Genomic DNA, 19849 nt, shown 5'->3' on the forward strand with positions numbered 1-19849 from the left:
GAAGTTAATTAAGCAAGGAGGAAACGGGATGCGGGAAGCCAAGTATTATGTTAAGTTAGAGGAGGATAAGGTAGAGTGCCGCCTTTGCCCCCATACTTGCCGGCTAGGTCCTGGGCGTCGGGGGATCTGCCGTGTACGGGAAAACCGGGAAGGAAGGCTTTTTACCCGCAACTATGGTCTTTGTTCCTCCCTAGCCTTGGACCCTATCGAAAAAAAGCCCTTATATCACTTTTACCCCGGGCACTTTATTCTTTCAGCAGGGACAGTAGGGTGCAACTTTGGCTGCGAGTTTTGCCAGAACTGGGAGATAGCCCACGGTGAACCGGAAGTAGTAGAGATTACCCCCGGGTATCTAGTGGAGGAAGCTAAACGCTTAAAGAGTGTGGGTCTGGCCTATACTTACTCTGAACCCATCGTATGGTTTGAATTTGTATTGGATACCGCCCGGATGGCGCGGGAGGCGGGGCTAAAGAATGTCTTAGTTACCAACGGTTTTATCCGACCAGAGCCTTTGAAAGAGCTTTTACCTGTTATCGATGCTTTAAACATCGATGTGAAGGGGTTCAGTAGAGAGTTTTATCGCCATATAGTCCACGGGGATTACCAGCCGGTGCTACGTACAGCAGTACAGGCTAAGGAAGCCGGATGCCACGTGGAGATTACTACTTTACTGGTCACCGGTTTAAATGATAAATTGGATGAGCTGGAAGAACTGGTAAAATGGATACTGGCGGAGCTGGGGAAGGATACACCCCTTCATTTTTCCCGTTATTTTCCCCGCTATAAATTAAAACAGCCCCCTACTCCCCTAGAGACTATGCAGCGCGCCTGGGAGATGGCCTGCCGTTACCTTAATTATGTTTATTTAGGCAATGTGGAAGCCCCTCAAGCCAATAATACTTACTGTCCCCAGTGCGGGAATCTAGTGATAAGGCGGCAGGGTTATAGGGTTTCTTTTCCGGGCCTTGTAACTCCCGGCTACTGCCGCCAGTGCGGTAGTCAAATCGCCATTATAATGTAAACTTACTACAGAGCTTACTGCCTTATTAATAAACTCGTCATCTTAAGTCTAAAAGTCGTAAAATCCTAATTCTAAAGGTCTAAATCTAAATTAGCTCTAAATCTAGATTATGCTATCTCGCTTCTCTACCCGACTAAAGTCTTGTGATCTGTGCTGCTTCTTGTTCTTGTAAGGGCAGAGGGCTGGGCCACCCGTAAGTAACACTTTATCCAGTTCGCACTGGCCGTCCCGGCCAAAGGTGCATGGGCAATCGCAGATTACGAAAGGCATAATTTAATTTCCCCCTCTCCTTTATTTTTCCCTGGGACATGGGAGAGATAAGCTATGTCTTTAAATTTGAGCACCCTTAAAAAACGGATAAGTAACGCTGTAGAAACTTATAAGAATGAGATCATCCAGTTGGCGGAAGAAATCTTTGATCACCCAGAGGTGGGACAGCAGGAATTCTTCGCCTCCCGCCTTTTGACCCAGACCTTAGCTAAATATGGGTTTGAGGTGCTTTATCCTTTACCTAAACTCCCTACCGGTTTCCAGGCTGTCCTAAAGTGCCCTAGCCCAGGCCCTCGGGTGGCTTTACTTGCTGAGTATGATGCCCTTCCCGAGCTGGGCCATGCTTGTGGCCACAACCTTATTGGGGCGGCAGTTGTAGGTGCGGGCCTAGCCTTGGCCGCTGTAAAAGAAGAGTTAAGGGGTGAGGTTTTAATCTTTGGGACTCCTGCGGAGGAGAGCAACGGAGGGAAGGTGGTACTGGTAGAAGAAGGGGCCTTTCAGGGGGTGGATGCAGCCCTGATTTTTCATCCTGGGGATGCTAATATTATGGAAGTGTCTTCTCTAGCCTTGGAAGCCTTAGAATTTATTTTTGAGGGTCGGGCGGCCCATGCTTCTTCCAGTCCAGAAGAGGGGATCAATGCTCTGGAGGCCCTTATTCAATTTTTTAACAATATAAATAGCCTCCGTCCCTACCTCAAAGGGCAAACCCATATCAACGGGATCATTACAGAGGGAGGCGTAACCCCTAATATAATCCCCGAGCGGGCCGTAGCCCGCTTTTATATCCGGGCTGAAAACCATAAGGCCCTAAAGGAAGTCCTCCAGCGGGTAGAAAATTGTGCCCGCGGGGCAGCCCTGGCTACAGGATGTAGCGTTGCTTGGCGCAACTATGAATTTTCCTATGATGCTATGGTTACTAATAAAGCTTTGGCCGGTGCCTTTAAGGAGAATCTGCGGGCCCTGGGGGTAACAGAGTTTGGCCCTCCTCGCCGTAGCAGGGGTTCCCTGGATATGGGCAACGTTAGCCGGGTAGTACCTGCTATACATCCTTATCTGGCTTTAGGGAGCGGGAGGCTTATACCTCACACCCGGGAGTTTGCCCGCGCGGCCCGTGGAGAAGCCGGAAGGAACTTGGTGATGCTCGCGGCTAAAGCCCTAGCTTGGACAGCAGCAGATGTGCTCCTAGATGGAGAACTCTTAACCCGTATACAAGAGGAGTTTAGCCTGGGGCTGTTAAAGGAAGGGGGCCCCTGATGTATAGCGCGGCCTTTAACGAAGGGTGGAGGCAGAGGCTAGGACCAGAATATGAAGATTTTATCCAGGCCTTGAAAAAAAGGACGGGGCAAGGTTTACGGGTAAATACCCTTAAGCTAAAGCCAGAGGAGTTCTTACGGATAAGTCCCTTCCCGTTAAAGGAGGTACCCTGGTGCCCGGAAGGTTGGGTAATCTTGGAAGGAGAAGAAAGGGCTGGCCGGCATCCCTTCCACGCAGCGGGCCTGTACTATCTTCAAGATCCTTCAACCATGGCGGCTGCCGGGCTTCTAAATCCCCAGCCCGGCGAGTGGGTACTGGATTTGTGCGCAGCACCCGGGGGGAAGGCCAGCCACTTGGCGGCTAGGATGGAGAATAAGGGAGTGTTAGTGGCCAATGAGGTGAACCCCCGGCGGGCCAGTGTGCTGGCCTTTAATCTCGAACGGTTGGGGGTAACCAATGCCATAATTTTAAATGAAAGACCGGAAACCTTGGCTGCCAGGTGGGCAGGTCTCTTTGACCGGGTACTGGTGGATGCCCCATGTTCAGGAGAGGCGATCTTGGCCCGGGATCCAGGGGCTTTTCGAGCCTGGAGCAGAAGTCTTTTGCAAAGATTCGCCCGGCGCCAGCTTAACCTTTTACACCAAGCTGCTTGCCTAGTAAGGCCGGGTGGGTGGCTCCTTTATGCTACCTGCACTTTCTCCCCCGAAGAGAATGAAGGAGTAATAGCCCGTTTTTTAAAGGCTCGGCCCGATTTTGTCTTGGTAGACCCTCCCCGCCATCCCCTTTTTGCACCCGGCCGGCCGGACTGGATAGAGGGGGGAGACCCGAGCTTGAGGTGGGCGGTGCGCTTGTGGCCCCATCTAGGCCCTGGGCACGGCCATTTCTATGCTTTGCTTAAGCGCCAGGGTGAAGGATACTTAGACCGCCCCCGAAATCGATCTCATATTTCGCCTGAAGCAGAACGGCTATACGAAGAATTTTGCCGGGAAAATTTAAAGGAGATCCCGGCCACCGAAGGTCTTCTAGAGGAGGGTGGTCGTATCTACCAAGTACCTTTACCGCCTGAAATGTGGCGGGGACTTAAAGTGGTACGGCCTGGATGGTGGCTGGGGCGGGTGTACAAAGGCTGCTTTCAGCCGGACCATGCCTTAGCTTTAGGGATAAAGGCTGAGAAGGCTTTGCGGGTACGGGATCTGTCCTTAGATAGCGCAGAACTCAAGGCTTATCTCCGGGGTGAATTTTTAGAGGAAGCCCCAGCGGATAGGCTAGCGGGGCAGTCACTTTACAAGGGGAGACTTTATAGGAGTAAATACCAGAGTGAAACTTTAGAGGGAAATAAAGGGAAAGAATGGGTATTGGTAACAGTTGAAGGATTCCCTCTGGGATGGGCCCGGGCCGGGGGCGGTGGGCTAAAAAGCCTTTACCCGCGTCACTTCCGGGCCGCCTGGGGATAACTTTGGATTTACTAGCAGGCTGCCGGGGGATAACTTTAGGATACCTCTCCTAAAGGAGGGCACGAGGACATGAAAAGGTATTATGTTTTATTAGTGTTGGCCAGCTTCATAGGCTTGGCCTTTATTTTTTTCTGGCTTGTCCTTTTCCCCCTTCCTTCTGCTCGAACGCCTTATGAAGCACGAGCCTTAGCAGTGTGGTCTGCATCCGGAGAGGAAATAGTTCAAATGCTTAAGAAGATTATAGAGGGGGAAGCAGGCGGGATTGAAGTTTTTAAAACCCAAGGTGACTTGGCTCCATTACCTGGCCAGGAGGTAGTAATAGGAGTGAATCTTTCCAAAGATCGAGGGGTTCTAGGTCTTTTTTCCTCAGCTTCCTACTCACCCCAACTTCTAGCTTACCTGGCCATCCTGCCCATGGAGGAGATTAAGATATTGAAGTTAGAACCTGGTCGGGAAGGGGTCCTGGTCCGGGAAGTCCTGGATGAAAGGTTCGGGGCTTATTTTTATACCTCTTTCTATGCCCTTTATCTTTACCAGGAAGGCGCTTGGCAAGAGGTGTGGCGTAAGGTCATAAAGAACGACGAACGGTGGCCAAAAAAGTGGGTAGGCCGGGGGGAGGGGTGGGAAGGTATTAAAGATAAAGTAGATGTGGAATTTAGCTGGGAAGGAGGCCGTCTCATGGCTCGGACCCAAGAATCTAGGGTTTTCTGGGAAGGGCCACGTCCAGATGCCCCGGCTACCTACACCAGAGAAAGGGCTCTAGCCCGGGTATATAGATGGGAGCCGAGTTGGGGAGCCTTGGTCCTGGCTCAAGGAAAAATAAAGAGGCTCACAGCCCTAAAAGGGCAAGAAGGCAACCGGTATATAGAGAGAGGCCAGCTTAAGCCCGGCGAAAAGGTGGCTATCCTGGATGAGGAGGAGGCTTGGGGTTGGGTACCCCACGTGGGGGAGGCCTCCCAACTTTATCGTGTGAAGACGGCAGCCGGCCATGTAGGTTATGTCTCTAAGGAAGATGTGGAAATATATGAGAATTTTTTAGGACCCAGGTAAAAATTTTTCTTGCATTTTTATGCAAACTAGGCGTATAATTATACAGCAACCTTCCACCTCGAGGTGTTTTAATATGGTTAAAGTAGGTATTATAGGAGCTACAGGTTATACAGGGGCGGAACTGGTGCGGCTAGCTTCTCGTCACCCCCGGGTGGAACTGGTGGCCCTCACCTCCCAAACCTTCTCTGGGCAAGAAATGGCCCGGGTCTACCCTTCCCTTTATGGGTTTTGTTCCCATACTTGCAAGAATTTTTCCCCGGAGGAGGTGCTTTCCCAGGCAGAGGTAGTTTTTCTGGCCCTGCCCCATGGCCACGCCGTACCCATAGCCGAAGAGGCCCTCCGCCGGGGGGTCCGGGTTATCGACTTGGGGGCTGACTTACGCTTTCGGGACGTACGGGTTTATGAAGAGTGGTACGGGATTAAGCATCCTAACCCTGAATTGGCTGCCCGGGCGGTTTACGGGCTACCCGAGATACACCGGGAGGAGATCGCTTCTGCCCAGGTGGTGGCCAATCCAGGATGCTATCCTACTAGTGTGATTTTAGCCCTGGCACCCCTTATCAAGGGAGGTTATGGGGAATTAGAGAGCATCGTTATCGATGCCAAGTCCGGTGTCTCAGGTGCTGGGAGGAAAACAGAGATAGCTTACCTTTTTACCGAATGTAACGAAAACCTGCACCCTTACGGTGTAGCCCGGCATCGCCACACCCCGGAGATCGAGCAAGAGTTGAGCTTAATTGCTGGGCAAGAAGTGAGGGTTTCCTTTACCCCGCATTTGGTCCCTATTACCCGGGGAATCCTCAGTACTATTTATGTAAACCTTAAGGTACAAGTTTCGGAGGAAGAGCTCCGCCAGGTGTACGAGGAGTTCTACCGGGAAGCCCCCTTTGTAAAACTTCTGCCCCCAGGTCTTTGGCCGCATACCCGTTGGGTTTATGGTAGCAACTTCTGCCATATTAATTTTACTTTAGACCGGCGCACAGGGCGGCTGATTTTGGCCTCTGCCATCGATAATTTGACTAAAGGAGCCTCTGGCCAGGCCCTCCAAAATCTTAATCTTATGTTCGGGTGGCCTGAAGCCTTGGGCCTTGATTATCCTGGCCTTTCCCCTTAAAGCTTTTGGTAAAAATTTTCCTTAGGAGGGGATTTACCTTAATGGAATGGGAGATTATACCCGGCGGGGTAACTGCTCCCCGGGGTTTCCGGGCGGCAGGTGTTTACGCTGGGTTAAAAAAGGCTAACCGCGGTAAAAAGGATTTAGCCTTAATTGTAAGCGATACCTTAGCAGCAGCGGCTGCGGTGTATACTACCAATAAAGTACAGGCTGCTCCTTTAAAGGTTACCCGCGAGCATTTGGCTTCCGGCTGGGCACGGGCCATTGTGGTGAACAGCGGGAATGCCAATGCTTGTACTGGAGAACAGGGCTTGAAGGATGCCCGGAGAATGGCGGAGATAACTGCGGAAGCCCTGGGCTGTCGCCCGCAAGAAGTAGTGGTAGCTTCTACAGGTGTTATAGGTGTACCCCTTCCCATGGATAAAATCGAAGCCGGCATCCGCCAAGCAGCCCAAGAATTATCCAAAGAGGGGAGCCGGGCGGCAGCGGAGGCTATCCTTACCACTGACCTGCGAGTAAAAGAGATCGCCTTGCGCTTTAGTATCAGAGGTCGGCCGGTGGTGATAGGGGGCATAGCCAAGGGCTCCGGCATGATCCATCCCAACCTAGCTACTATGCTCGCTTTTTTTACTACCGATGCGAGTCTTGACCCAGAACAGTTGCAGAAGGCTTTAAGTTTAGCTGTGGACAATACCTTTAACCTTATTACGGTAGATGGCGATACCAGCACCAATGATATGGTAGTAGCCTTGGCCAACGGCCAGTCCGGGGTTGGACCTACCAGCGAAGAAGAATATAAGTTATTTACTTCAGTCTTGGAGTATGCCTGTCGGTACCTGGCCCGGCTTATCGCCCGGGATGGAGAGGGAGCCACCCGACTTATTGAGGTAGAAGTACGAGGTGCCCACACCTTTATGGATGCCCGTAAGATAGCCCGAGCTATAGCCAGCTCTAATCTAGTAAAAAGCGCCGTCTTCGGTGCTGATGCCAACTGGGGACGTATTTTATGCGCTGCAGGCTACGCAGGTGCTGAGCTAGACCCAGAACGGGTGGATATTTTTATTGAAAGCGCTGCCGGTCGCGAGCAGCTAGCAGCAAGGGGACAAATGGTTCCCTTTGATGAAGCCAAAGCCAGCGCCATACTTGCGGCTGAAGAGATAAGGATTATTGTAGACCTTAATCTGGGGATGGCTACAGCCGTAGCTTATGGCTGTGACCTGACTTACGATTATGTTAAAATTAACGCTTCTTACCGAACCTAGAGGAGGAAGGACTTATAGAAGCAGGAAGACGGGGGTAAAGAGTTCAAAGGGAATAGAGGTGAGGGAGAGGAGGGGATCCGATTTGGAGCTTTCTGCTTTAGAAAAAACAAGTATCCTCATTGAAGCTTTACCTTATATCCGCGAGTTTTACGGGAAGACGGTAGTCATAAAATATGGTGGCCATGCCATGCAGAGCTGCGAACTTAAAAGGGCTGTGATGCAGGATGTGGTCCTCATGCACCTGGTGGGCATGCGGCCGGTGTTAGTGCACGGCGGGGGGCCGGAGATAACCCAGATGATGGAAAGGTTGGGGAAAAAGCCGGAGTTTATACAAGGACAACGGGTGACTGATGCGGAAACTATGGAAATTGTAGAGATGGTCTTGGTAGGTAAGATCAATAAAGAAATCGTGGCGGAGATAAACCGTCTGGGAGGCAGGGCTGTGGGTTTATGTGGTAAGGACGGGATGCTTATTGAAGCTGAAAAGCAGAGCGGGGATGTGGAGCTGGGGTTTGTAGGCCAGGTACGTAGGATAAATCCGGGTATTATAGAAACCCTTATAGCAGAGGGCTATATACCTGTAGTGGCTCCTATAGGGGTAGGACCAGAGGGTGAAAGCTATAACATAAATGCTGATTATGTGGCTGGGGAACTAGCCGCTGCTCTAAAGGCCCATAAACTAGTGCTCCTTACAGACGTAGAGGGAATATTAGCCGATAAAAAGGATCCCTCTTCCCTCCTTTCGGCGGTAGAGGTAACTAGAGTACCTGAGCTCATTGAGGCAGGGATAATCTCAGGGGGTATGATCCCCAAAGTACAGTGCTGCATTCGGGCCTTGGAAGGTGGTGTGGCCCGTACCCATATCATTGATGGCCGGGTACCCCACTCTATTTTGCTGGAGATTTTCACCGACAAAGGTATCGGCACTATGGTGGTTCCTTAAAAGGGGCTAGGTGCTCCAACACCTAGAACGAAATGGGCGGCCAACACGTCTTGGTGGTTACTAGGGTCTAAATTATATAGGCCTAGAACGGAGGGGTTATATGACTAACGCTGAAATCATTGATCTAGGTAGCCAATATGTGATGCATACCTATAACCGTTATCCAATAGCCCTGGTACGCGGGCAAGGAACTAAAGTTTGGGATGCGGAGGGTCGTGAGTATTTAGATTTTGTTGCCGGGCTGGCAGTTAATTCCTTAGGCCATTGCCATCCCCGGGTGGTAGAGGCCATCCGGGAGCAGGCAGGAAGAATTCTGCACTGCTCCAACCTCTATTGGATAGCCCCCCAGGTGGAGCTGGCCAGAATCTTGGTGGAGCATTCTGGGCTAGGCAAGGCTTTTTTTTGTAATAGCGGGGCCGAGGCCGTGGAGGCAGCTATAAAGCTGGCTAGGAAATATGCCAAGGTGCATAAAGGCGAAAACTGTTTCGAGATAATTACCATGCACCGTTCTTTTCACGGCCGTACTTTAGGGGCACTAGCGGCCACCGCCCAGGAGAAATTCCACCGGGGTTTTGAGCCTTTGCCACCCGGCTTCCGGTATGTTCCCTTTAACAATTTGGAAGCTTTAAAGGAGGCTATCACCCCGGAGACTTGCGCTGTAATGCTGGAGCCGGTTCAAGGTGAAGGGGGGGTTTATCCGGCAGATAAGGAATACCTGCGGGCGGTAAGGGAATTATGCGACGAAAAGGGTATATTACTTATCTTCGATGAGATCCAGTGTGGATTAGGCCGTACCGGCTACCTTTTCGCTTACCAGTATTATGGGGTGTACCCAGACATATTAACCTTAGCCAAGGCCCTGGCCGGGGGTGTTCCCATCGGTGCCATGCTGGCTAAGGAGGAGGTAGCCCAAGCCTTTAGCCCAGGAGACCACGCTTCTACCTTCGGAGGCAACCCCTTGGCCGCTGCTTGTGGGGTAGCAGCCTTCCGTACTCTACTTGAGGAGGGGTTAGTGGAGAACGCTAGGAAACAGGGGGCGTATTTAATAGAGCGCTTGCGCGCCCTGGCTACTGAATTTCCTAAAGTGTTGGATGTGCGCGGGCGAGGCCTTCTGGTGGGCCTGGAAATTGACGGCCCAGCTGATGAAATAGCTCTAGCTTGTCTTAAGGAGGGCCTTCTTATTAATGCTGTCCACGGCCGGATCTTGCGTTTTCTGCCCCCGCTTTCCGTAAAACAAGAAGAGATCGATAAAGCCCTGGAGATCCTCCGGAAAGCCCTAAAGGAATGCTTAGGGTAAATTCTTCTGGGAAAGCTAGCCTTTTGCGAACAAAGGCCAAGGCTTTGGGCGTGATTTGATAAAGAAGGCTTAAGCTTTTTTCCCTTGCTTGATCTGGAAGGGAAAAGTAAAATAGATTAAAAATGTAAGGAAAGGAGAGTAACAGGTTGAAGGAACAGGCCCCCTCCCTTAAAGGTCGCGATTTCATTTGCTTAAAGCATTTTACCACCCAAGAGATCTATTACCTCCTAGATTTAGCTATTGATCTTAAACTTAAGCAGAAGCGCCGGGAACCCCATCCTTTACTAGCGGGGAAAACCCTGGCCATGATTTTTACGAAACCTTCCACCCGCACCCGGGTTTCCTTTGAAGTAGCTATGTACCAGCTCGGCGGGCAGGCCCTTTACCTTAGCAAGAATGAACTGCAGCTGGGCCGGGGAGAGACCATCGCTGACACTGCCCGGGTCCTTTCCCGCTATGTAGATGGTATTTTAATCCGCACTTATGCCCATGAGGAAGTGGAAGAGCTAGCCCGGTACGCTACAGTACCGGTCATAAATGGATTAACCGATTTCCTCCACCCTACCCAGGTCCTGGCTGACCTTTTGACCATCCGCGAATGGAAGGGGAAGCTTAGAGGCCTTAACCTGACCTATATCGGGGATGGGAACAACGTAGCCCATTCCCTTATGTACGGCGGTGCCCGGGTGGGCTTAAATATTACCATCGCCTGCCCCGCGGGATATGAGCCGCTACCCCAGGTGGTAGAAGAGGCCAGACGCATAGCTGCTAATAACGGGAGCCATATTACGGTGACCAACGACCCTAAGGAAGCTGCTGTTGGAGCAGACATCTTGTATACCGATGTGTGGGCCAGCATGGGACAGGAAGCAGAGGCAGAGAAGCGCCGGCAGGCCTTTAAAGGGTTCCAACTCAACAGTGATCTCCTTAAGATCGCTCGACCGGACGCCATGGTTTTGCATTGCCTCCCTGCCCACCGGGGGGAAGAGATAACAGATGAAGTAATCGATGGGCCCCAATCTGCGGTTTGGGATGAGGCAGAAAACAGGTTACATGCCCATAAGGCGATTCTGGCTGCTTTGCTTTAGTTTAGCTACAAGCATTTCCAGTTGGTGGCTTTCTTTTTAAGTCTTTTATTTAAGGAGGCTTTTTGTTCATGCCTGAGAAGGTAGTGCTGGCTTATTCCGGCGGTTTGGATACTTCTATAATAATTCCTTGGCTCAAAGAGACTTATGGGTATGAGGTTATCGCGGTGACTGTAGATTTAGGTCAGGGCGAGGAACTGGCTCCCCTGGAAGAAAAGGCCTTAAAAAGCGGGGCCAGCAAGATATATATCCTAGATAAAAAACGGGAATTTGTGGAAGATTTTATCTGGCCCACCCTTAAGGCAGGAGCCATTTATGAGGGTAAATACCTGCTGGGAACCTCCTTCGCCCGGCCCCTTATTGCCAAGTGCCTGGTGGAGATCGCGGAAAAGGAAGGGGCCACCGCTGTGGCCCACGGGGCTACGGGAAAGGGTAATGATCAGGTGCGCTTCGAACTTAGCGTTAAGGCCTTAAATCCGGAGCTTAAGGTCATTGCACCCTGGCGCTTATGGTCCATCCGCTCCCGGGAAGAGGCCATTGACTATGCAGCAGCGCGGGGGATACCGGTGCCGGTAGGGAAGGATCGGCCCTACAGTATGGACCGGAATCTCTGGCATTTAAGCCATGAAGGGGCCGACCTGGAAGACCCCTGGAACGAGCCTAAAGAAGATCTCTATCAAATCATTACCCCGCCGGAGAAGGCGCCAGACAAGCCCACCTATATTACCCTCGATTTTGAGAAGGGAGTACCAGTAGCTGTGGATGGAGAGCGCCTAGATCCTGTGGCCCTGGTGGAAAGGGTAAATGAGGTGGCGGCAGCCAACGGGGTAGGTATTGTAGATATGGTCGAAAACCGGCTGGTGGGTTTAAAATCCCGGGGGGTTTATGAGTGCCCGGGAGGGACGGTGCTGTATATAGCCCACCGAGAGCTGGAACATCTCACCCTTGATCGCCAGACCATGCATTTTAAAGAAATAGTGTCCTCAAAGTATGCCGAACTGGTCTATGACGGCAATTGGTATTCGCCCTTGAAGAAGGCCCTGGACGCCTTTGTAGACAGTACCCAGGAGACAGTCACCGGCACTGTCCGGCTAAAGCTCTATAAAGGAAATTGTACTCCTGCTGGTGTGCGCTCGCCCTACTCCCTGTACAGTGAAGAGCTGGTTACTTTCGGTGCCGGCAGAGATTATGACCATAAGGATGCTACGGGCTTTATTAACCTCTTCGGCTTGCCTTTAAAGGTGCGCGCCCAGATGGAAATAAGGACAGGTTTAAGGGGGAAGAGGGATCAGTGGGAATGAAACTATGGGGTGGGCGTTTCCGTAAAGATACGGCTAAAATAGTGGAGGAATTTCATTCCTCCCTTTCTTTTGATCACCGGCTTTACCGTCAGGATATCCAGGGCTCCATAGCCCATGCCCGCATGCTGGCTGCTGTGGGCCTTCTTACCGTGGATGAGGCTCAAGAGATCATAGAGGGCCTTAAGGGGATTTTAAAGGATATCGAAGCTGGCCGGCTTTCCTTCGAAGGTGCCGAGGATATTCATACCTACATTGAAAAAGTCTTGACGCAGAGGATAGGGGAAGCGGGGAAAAAATTACATACCGCCCGTAGCCGTAACGATCAGGTAGCCTTGGACCTGCGCCTTTTCCTTAAGGAGGAAATCCCGGAAATCTCTTACCTCTTGCACCGGCTACAAGAGGTACTGGTTAATCTTGCCCAAGAACACCTTAACACTATCATGCCCGGGTATACCCACTTACAGAGGGCGCAGCCTGTAACCTTGGCTCACCATTTCCTGGCCTACTTTGAGATGCTAGAGAGGGACCAGGGCAGGCTAATGGACTGCTTGAAGCGCCTGGATGTTTCGCCTTTAGGCTCCGGTGCCCTAGCCGGAACTACCTTACCCATAGATCGGGAAATGGTGGCCCGGGAGCTAGGCTTTAAAGAGATCGCAGCCAACTCTTTAGATGCTGTGGGAGACCGGGATTTCGCTATAGAGTTCCTGGCTGCGGCTAGTCTCCTTATGATGCATTTGAGCCGCTTGGCCGAAGAAATCATCCTCTGGTCCACCGAAGAATTTGGGTTTTTAGAGCTGGATGATGCCTACACCACCGGTTCCAGTATGATGCCCCAGAAGAAGAATCCAGATGTAGCAGAACTTGTGCGGGGTAAAACCGGTCGGGTATACGGGCACCTGGTGGGGCTTTTAACAGTGCTTAAAGGATTGCCCTTAGCCTATAACAAAGATTTACAGGAAGATAAGGAAGGCGTATTCGATACAGTGGATACTTTGAAGGGTTGCCTGGCTGCCTTGACTCCTCTCCTGGCCACGGCTAAATTTAAAACCCAACGGATGCGGGCGGCGGCGGAGGGCGGCTTCAGCAACGCTACCGATGTGGCAGAATACTTGGTGCGTAAAGGAGTCCCCTTCCGCGAGGCCCATTCTATAGTGGGGGCGCTGGTCCTTCGATGTCTTGAGCGGGGCTGCCGCTTGCAGGATCTGAGCTTGGAAGAGTTTAAAGCCTTTTCCCCCCTTTTTAGTGAAGATATTTATGAGCAGCTCTCGGTAGAGGCCTGCCTTGCCCGGCGAAATCTACCGGGTGGTCCGGCACCCCAGGCTGTAAAGAAAGCCCTGGAGCGGGCCCAGGGTTTGCTCGCCCAGCGAGCTGGCTTTTTTAAGCTATAGAAAGGGTTGGCGGATAGAAATGAAACCGGGACAGGAAAATAATAAGCAAGAGAATTTGCTAGGCTGGTTTTGCAGCTATACCCCGGTAGAGATTATCCGGGCCCTGGGGTTTAAGCCCTACCGTATCTTACCCCCTTTGGGTAGGGCTCCGCAGGCTGATGGTTTTTTTGTGGGTAACCTCTGCCCTTATGTAAAAGTTTGTCTTGAGAGCGCCCTGGCTGGCAGGTTACCGGGTCTTTTAGGGGTGCTTCTGGTCCCTTCCTGCAATGCCATGATCCATTTAAGTAACCTGTGGCGAGACTTAAAACTTCCTGGGCCGGTTTGGATACTAGATGTACCCCGGAGCTATAATTCTTTAGCTGTAGAGTATTTCAGCCGGCGGCTAAAGGAAGTTGCTTATGAGGTAGCCGCTTTTTACGGTCGGCACCTCCGGGAAGAGGATTTATGGGAAACTATTGAGGAAGAAAGGCGGCACAAAGAGCTTTTTAAGATGTTGCTTGAAGAAAGGGCAGCGGGGAGGATATTCTTAAGGGGTACACAAGTTCTAAATCTTTTAGAAGATGGGCTAAAAGGAGGAGAAATTTCGTTCGATAAGGGGAAAATGGCTGCTGTACCGGTGGGCAGGCCCCGGTTATTATTGATAGGGAGCCTTTTGCCTGCGCCTCTCCTGGAGATAATAGAGCAGGCAGGGGCCATAAGTAGTTTAGAGGACGCGTGTACCGGATGGCGCTTCCTACCTGGAGAGGCACCGCGGGTCACTTCTCCTTATACCTATTTGGCCCATTTGTATTTAAGCAAGCCGCCCTGCCCGCGGATGGTGGCTGATAAGGGTCGAAGGCGGAAATACTTACAAGACTTACTTTCCCGTTACCGGATCGACGGGGCCATATATCACGTTATGAAATTCTGCGATGCCGGGCTTATGGACTGGGTTTTGGTTAAGGAAGAACTGGAGATGAGAGGCATACCGGTGCTACGGGTGGAAGGAGATTATACTGGCGGAAGCCGCGGTCAATGGAGTACCCGCGTGGAAGCCTTTCTGGAAAGATTAAGAAGGCAGGTGGATAAAGATTGAAAGAATTATATAAAAGTTTGCGCTCGGCCCTGGCCGTACCCCTGCGGCGTAGGGCTTTTTCTCCTTGGGTAATCAATTTGGTAAAACGTCTTGTAGCGATCTCTCCCCACGCCTTTCCCTGGCGGGCTACCCATCTTATGGTCCTTAAAGCTTTAGATCAGGTTGCGGCAGCTTACCTTCGAAAGCGACCCGTAGTATGGCATAATGTCTTTTTTCCTACCGAAATCCTCTACGGCTTAAAGGTTATTCCTTTTGCGCCAGAAGCAGCCTCTGCCTTGGCTGTGGGTTTAGGCTTAGCTTCCGAAGCCTTCCAGGTGGGGAGTACCCATTGGGTGGGTACCGATATTTGTTCCTTCCATAGGCTGGCTATAGGCCTTGACCTGGCAGGTTATTTTCCGGCCCCCGATGCTGTAGTATGTACTTCCCACCTCTGCGATATAGCTCCCCACTCCCTGGCCTGGAGCTCAGCCCGGCATGGTAAGCCTTTTTATCTTCTTGATGTTCCCTTGAGGAAAGGCCCAGGGGAAGCCAGTTTTATAGCCCGGCAATTGAAGTGTATCTTTTTTTCCCTGGCCCGGGACCTGGGGGTGTCTCCTGATATAGAGGCTTTGGTGAAGGCCATGGAGAAGTCTAATGAGGCAAGAAGACTCCTTCTTAAGGTTAAAGAGATCCGCCGAGAGCCGCCGGCTGTTATTCGAGGAGAAGAAGCCCATGGTTTCTTGTATCTTATGTTAACTAGTTGGGGGGCGAGTCTCGCTAAAGAAGTATATCAGGAATGGTTAGAGGAGCTTAAAGCCCGGCGGCAGGAAAGGAGATGGGCTATTCCCCAAGAGAGATTTCGCCTTCTGTGGCTCCATTTAAGGCCTTACTATCCCACAGAAATTTTTAAGATTCTTGAGGAGGAAGGTGGAGCTGTAGTCGTTTTTGAAGAAATGCATCATGTTTACTGGGAAGAGCTGGACACTAGACGTCCCTTTTATAGCCTAGCCCTTAAAGTATTGGGGCATCAAGGCTTAGGTTTTCTGGACAGGCGTATTAAGGTGATTTTAGATATGGTGCGAGAATTTAAAGCCCAAGGGGTGATCCATTTTGCCCACTGGGGATGCCGTCAAAGTACAGCAGGGATACGCGTATTACAGGAGGCTCTCCGGCGAGAAGGAGTAGCCTTCCTTAACCTTGATGGAGATTGTGTAGACCGAGAAAAGTATGCTGGGGGTAGCGTACGTACCCGGTTAGAGGCTTTTTTAGAACTTTTGGCTACTGGGAAGGTTTTACATTAGAACAGAGGAGGCGAGAAGACTGTGGTAATTACGGCAGGATTGGATCTAGGCTCCTTATCCACTAAAGCAGCTATTGTCGCTGGAGGAGAATTATTATCTTTTTGTATACTACCTACCGGCCGAGGTGGGCCAAGGGTAGCGGAAAGGGCTCTGGAGGAAGCCTTAAGCCGAGCTGGCGTTAGGCGGCAGGATTTGAGAGGTATTGTGGCCACAGGTTACGGAAGGATAAGTGTACCCTTCGCCGACCGCCGGGTTACAGAGATAACCTGTCATGCCCGCGGAGCCTGGCACCTGTTCCCTGAGGTGGCTACGGTTATCGATATAGGAGGGCAAGACAGCAAAGTTATCCGGGTAGGCCCTGGGGGAAAGGTTTTAGATTTTGAGATGAATGAAAAGTGCGCGGCAGGAACCGGCCGGTTTTTAGAGGTTATGGCCCGGGCCCTGGAAGTTGATTTAGAGAAAATGGGGGAGCTAGCTTTAAAGGCCCGCCAGGCAGCCCCGATAAGCAGTACTTGTACTGTTTTTGCAGAATCGGAAGTGGTATCCCTCTTGGCAGAGGGAAGGCCTTTGGAAGAGATCCTTAAAGGATTGCATTATGCCGTAGCAGAGAGGGTAGCGGCCATGGCCCAGCGGCTGGGTTGGGAGAATCCTGTGGTCATGAGCGGGGGGGTAGCTAAAAATAGGGGGGTAGTAAAGAGCCTGGAAGAGAAATTAGGTGCTTATTTTTATATACCGTCAGAACCTCAGATACTAGGAGCTTTAGGAGCGGCTTTACTGGCAGCCGAAGAAAACTAGAAGCTATAGGAAAACTAAAAGCTTTAGCAGGATTTCCTTAAAATTTGTGGAATATGTTTGCGTATCATTTTAAGGACGGGAGGACGGTAGTCAATGAAAATTTTTATTTTACTCCTCTACTTTATCGTAATGCTAGCCATCGGCCTGGCGAGCCATCGGCGCTCGCGGGATGTCGGTGGCTTTTTCTTGGGCCACCGTAGCATAGGACCTTGGATCTCCGCTTTCGCCTATGGCACCACCTATTTTTCTGCTGTTATTTTTATAGGGTATGCAGGTAAAGTGGGTTGGGGGTTTGGCCTATCTAGCCTATGGATCGCCTTGGGCAACGCCTTGATTGGTAGCTTCCTGGCCTGGAAGTTCCTGGCTAGGCCCACACGGGTTATGACGGCGCGGCTTAATGCCTTGACTTTACCGGAGTTCCTAGCCGCCCGTTATGATAGCCCTGCCTTAAAGACAGCATCCGCTTTGCTTATCTTTATATTTTTAGTTCCCTATTCTGCCTCTGTGTACTTGGGGTTGAGTTATCTTTTTGAACAGGTTTTCCACTTGGATTTTAACTTGGCCTTGATGCTTATGGCTGGCCTTACGGCTATATACCTGGTTTTGGGCGGTTACATAGCTGTAACTTGGACCGACTTCATCCAGGGCCTAGTGATGTTAGGTGGGGTATCCCTACTCGTTTACTATGTAGTTACTGCCCCTCCTATAGGAGGCCTTGTCCAGGGGATAAAAGCTTTAAAAGATATCCACCCGCAATTGGTTTCTCCCCTAGGGCCTAATTGGGTGAGCCTGCTTTCCCTGGTTGTTTTAACGAGCTTAGGGCCCTGGGGACTACCCCAGATGCTCCAGAAATTTTATGCTATAAAGGATGAAAAAGCCATCCGGCCTGCTACTATAGTATCTACCCTTTTTGCCCTGATAATCGCTGGAGGGGCCTATTTCACAGGCTCTTTTGGACGTCTATTTTTCAATAACCAGATGCCTTTACTAAACGGCAGACCTAATCCCGATCTTATCATGCCTCTAATTATTGAGCGCTTTTTACCCCCTGGCATCGGGATAGTGATATTGTTGTTAGTCCTAGCAGCTTCCATGTCTACTTTGTCTTCCCTGGTTTTGGTGAGCAGTTCGGCGGTGGCTATAGATCTTCTACAGGGAGCTTGGCCTAAGATTTCTAAACGGACAGTGCTTTTGTGCTTGCGCTTTTTTTGCGTTTTGTTTATAGTTCTCTCGGTATATATCGCTTTAAAGCCTACTATTATACTGGTCCTCATGTCCCTTTCCTGGGGTACGGTGGCCGGTGGGTTCCTAGCTCCTTACCTTTACGGCCTGTATTGGCGCAGGACTACTAAAGCTGGAGCTTGGGCTGGGTTTATCACCGGGGTGGCCCTTTCCTTAGGCTTATCCTTCTATTACCGGTTAGACAGTACTATAATTCCTACTATTGGGTCCCTGGCCATGCTCCTTCCCTTGGCCGTGGTACCTGTGGTGAGCTTGTTCACCCCTGCTTTCTCTCCTGAACACCTAAAACATGTGTTCGGCGAGGAATCTCCTGGATTGTTAAGGGATTTACGGGGTTGGACGCGAGAAACCGAACGAGTCACTGGATAAAAGTTTGCTGGAGGTTGTAGTCTAGGATGGAAAAACAAGGAGACTGTATGATTTGGGACCCGGTTAATGAGTGCCGGCCGCGGAAAGAAATAGAAGCTTTACAATTAGAAAGGCTAAAGAATATTGTTGAGTATGTATATGAACGGGTGCCTTTTTATCGCCAGGCCCTTAACGAGCGTGGGCTACGTCCCCGGGATATTAGGAGTCTTGAGGATATCCGGATTCTTCCCTTCACTACCAAAGAAGATTTCCGTAAGAATTACCCCTTTGGGCTTTTTGCAGTACCTTTGAAAGAAGTAGTACGCCTCCACGCTTCTTCGGGGACCACTGGGAAACCTGTTGTGGTGGGGTATACTCGGCGGGATATGGAGATCTGGACAGAAGTGGTGGCCCGCTTGGTAACAGCAGCTGGGGTCACATCTGGGGATGTGGCTCAAGTGGTCTTTAGTTACGGTCTTTTTACTGGAGGCTTTGGGCTCCATTATGGTCTCGAGCGGGTAGGAGCTACGGTGGTCCCGGCGGCTGCTGGCAATTCTAAGCGGCATATTATGCTTATGCAAGATTTTGGGACCACAGTGTTGGTGGGTACGCCTTCTTATGCCCTGCACCTGGCGGAGGTGGCTGAGGAGATGGGAGTAGATCCTAGGGCCCTTCCAGTGCGGTTAGGGCTCTTTGGAGGGGAAGCCTCTAGCCGGGAGATGTTAAAGGAGATCGAACGGCGCTGGGGTATGCTAGCTACGGATAATTATGGCCTTTCGGAAGTGATGGGCCCCGGTGTCTCTGGGGAGTGCCGGTATCAGGATGGTCAACACATAGCTGAGGATCATTTCCTTGTGGAGATCATAGATCCTTCCACAGGAGAACCTTGCCCGCCAGGAGTGCCCGGGGAAGTGGTGATCACTACTTTAACTAAAGAGGCCGTACCTGTACTCCGGTATCGCACAAGGGATATTTCCTCCCTTAACTATGAACCTTGCCCCTGCGGCCGTACTACTGCCCGCCTGGCCAAGATAACAGGGCGTACTGATGATATGCTTATTATCCGTGGGGTTAATGTCTTTCCCTCCCAGGTGGAGAGCGTGCTTATGGAAATAGAAGAGGTGGCTCCCCATTACCAGTTAGTGGTCTCCCGCCGGGGTTATTTGGACGAGCTCGAGGTACGGGTGGAAGTAGATGAGCGTTTCTTTACTGGGCGCTTTAGCGACCTGGAGAAGCTAGAGGAAAAGGTAGCCGACCGGCTTAAGACGGTGCTACAGCTTAAAGCCCGGGTCCGCTTAGTAGAACCCCGTTCCATTGCCCGTAGTGAGGGTAAGGCCCAGCGCATCATCGATCTTAGACCCAAGCAGGCATAAATAATAGGTATAAATTAAAGTAAAAGTAGCTTAAAGGGAAGTCCTAGTATGCTTTATAACATTTAAGCTTAGCGTAAGCCCAGCGGGCTATTAGCGTGGTGGCTTCTGCCGGGGGAGGGCCTCTTGTCTTACCTTGCTTGGGGTAAGATAGAGGTCTCTTCGTTTTTTCTTGCTCACATGGGAAGACAGGGAGGGAATTGTACTTCTAATGGCGAATTAACTGTACCTGGCAGAACAGAGTCCTTAAAGCTTTATAGAGCACGGCCTTTTTGCTATTACAGGAAAAAGATTAAGGAG

Annotated in this window: 17 protein-coding genes; 16 read left to right on the forward strand and 1 reads right to left on the reverse strand. The window is 50.9% G+C overall.

All coding sequences use genetic code 11. The annotated features are described in order from the left end of the window. Positions 1 to 28 precede the first annotated feature (28 nt). Positions 29 to 1021, forward strand: a complete 993-nt coding sequence (amrS, locus tag B9A14_RS01430; protein WP_084663315.1) for an AmmeMemoRadiSam system radical SAM enzyme — start codon at positions 29 to 31, stop codon at positions 1019 to 1021. A 102-nt stretch (positions 1022 to 1123) separates the two neighbouring features. Here amrS and B9A14_RS16900 read toward each other — a convergent pair whose 3' ends face one another. Continuing rightward, positions 1124 to 1291 (reverse strand): hypothetical protein, encoded by a 168-nt coding sequence (locus B9A14_RS16900; protein WP_157109733.1) that lies wholly within the window; start codon positions 1289 to 1291, stop codon positions 1124 to 1126. A gap of 54 nt (positions 1292 to 1345) precedes the next feature. Between B9A14_RS16900 and B9A14_RS01435 the strand changes: the two genes are divergently transcribed. From B9A14_RS01435 to B9A14_RS01505, 15 genes are all read left to right on the forward strand, one after another. Next, positions 1346 to 2545, forward strand: a complete 1200-nt coding sequence (locus B9A14_RS01435; RefSeq protein ID WP_084663317.1) for a M20 family metallopeptidase — start codon at positions 1346 to 1348, stop codon at positions 2543 to 2545. Next, positions 2545 to 3999, forward strand: a complete 1455-nt coding sequence (locus B9A14_RS01440; RefSeq protein WP_084663319.1) for an RsmB/NOP family class I SAM-dependent RNA methyltransferase — start codon at positions 2545 to 2547, stop codon at positions 3997 to 3999. Before B9A14_RS01435 ends, B9A14_RS01440 begins: the two co-directional genes overlap by 1 nt. A gap of 69 nt (positions 4000 to 4068) precedes the next feature. Continuing rightward, positions 4069 to 5049, forward strand: coding sequence for an SH3 domain-containing protein (locus tag B9A14_RS01445; protein WP_084663321.1), 981 nt, complete (start codon positions 4069 to 4071; stop codon positions 5047 to 5049). 73 nt (positions 5050 to 5122) lie between these two features. Continuing rightward, positions 5123 to 6163 carry an N-acetyl-gamma-glutamyl-phosphate reductase gene (gene argC, locus B9A14_RS01450; protein ID WP_084663323.1) on the forward strand — a complete coding sequence of 347 codons (1041 nt, stop codon included), beginning with the start codon at positions 5123 to 5125 and terminating at the stop codon, positions 6161 to 6163. A gap of 41 nt (positions 6164 to 6204) precedes the next feature. Then, positions 6205 to 7425 (forward strand): bifunctional ornithine acetyltransferase/N-acetylglutamate synthase, encoded by a 1221-nt coding sequence (argJ, locus tag B9A14_RS01455; protein ID WP_084663325.1) that lies wholly within the window; start codon positions 6205 to 6207, stop codon positions 7423 to 7425. An 82-nt stretch (positions 7426 to 7507) separates the two neighbouring features. Continuing rightward, on the forward strand, positions 7508 to 8368 hold the full coding sequence (gene argB / locus B9A14_RS01460; protein WP_157109734.1) for an acetylglutamate kinase: 861 nt from the start codon (positions 7508 to 7510) through the stop codon (positions 8366 to 8368). 100 nt (positions 8369 to 8468) lie between these two features. Continuing rightward, the gene (locus tag B9A14_RS01465; RefSeq protein ID WP_084663329.1) at positions 8469 to 9665 is read left to right on the forward strand and encodes an acetylornithine transaminase; all 1197 of its coding nucleotides are present in this window, start codon (positions 8469 to 8471) and stop codon (positions 9663 to 9665) included. A gap of 146 nt (positions 9666 to 9811) precedes the next feature. After that, the gene (gene argF, locus B9A14_RS01470; protein WP_084663331.1) at positions 9812 to 10753 is read left to right on the forward strand and encodes an ornithine carbamoyltransferase; all 942 of its coding nucleotides are present in this window, start codon (positions 9812 to 9814) and stop codon (positions 10751 to 10753) included. 68 nt (positions 10754 to 10821) lie between these two features. Next, a complete protein-coding gene (locus B9A14_RS01475; RefSeq protein ID WP_084663333.1) occupies positions 10822 to 12051 on the forward strand; it encodes an argininosuccinate synthase in 1230 nt (409 codons plus the stop codon). Beyond that, the gene (gene argH, locus B9A14_RS01480) at positions 12048 to 13439 is read left to right on the forward strand and encodes an argininosuccinate lyase (RefSeq protein ID WP_084663335.1); all 1392 of its coding nucleotides are present in this window, start codon (positions 12048 to 12050) and stop codon (positions 13437 to 13439) included. Before B9A14_RS01475 ends, argH begins: the two co-directional genes overlap by 4 nt. 19 nt (positions 13440 to 13458) lie before the next feature. Next, positions 13459 to 14514: a 2-hydroxyacyl-CoA dehydratase subunit D gene (locus tag B9A14_RS01485; RefSeq protein ID WP_084663337.1), complete on the forward strand. Its 1056-nt coding sequence runs from the start codon at positions 13459 to 13461 to the stop codon at positions 14512 to 14514. Beyond that, entirely contained in the window at positions 14511 to 15794 is a 1284-nt protein-coding gene (locus tag B9A14_RS01490) for a 2-hydroxyacyl-CoA dehydratase subunit D (protein ID WP_084663339.1), read from the forward strand. The genes B9A14_RS01485 and B9A14_RS01490 overlap by 4 nt, the downstream gene beginning before the upstream one ends. A 21-nt stretch (positions 15795 to 15815) precedes the next feature. After that, positions 15816 to 16589, forward strand: coding sequence for an acyl-CoA dehydratase activase (locus B9A14_RS01495; RefSeq protein ID WP_084663341.1), 774 nt, complete (start codon positions 15816 to 15818; stop codon positions 16587 to 16589). A 93-nt stretch (positions 16590 to 16682) separates the two neighbouring features. After that, positions 16683 to 18200 (forward strand): sodium:solute symporter family protein, encoded by a 1518-nt coding sequence (locus B9A14_RS01500; protein WP_084663343.1) that lies wholly within the window; start codon positions 16683 to 16685, stop codon positions 18198 to 18200. Between the two features lie 47 nt (positions 18201 to 18247). Continuing rightward, positions 18248 to 19552 (forward strand): phenylacetate--CoA ligase family protein, encoded by a 1305-nt coding sequence (locus tag B9A14_RS01505; protein ID WP_084666994.1) that lies wholly within the window; start codon positions 18248 to 18250, stop codon positions 19550 to 19552. Positions 19553 to 19849 lie beyond the last annotated feature (297 nt).

Origin of the sequence: Thermanaeromonas toyohensis ToBE, assembly GCF_900176005.1 — a bacterium.
In the GTDB taxonomy this organism is placed as follows: Bacteria; Bacillota; DSM-521; order Neomoorellales; family Neomoorellaceae; genus Thermanaeromonas; species Thermanaeromonas toyohensis.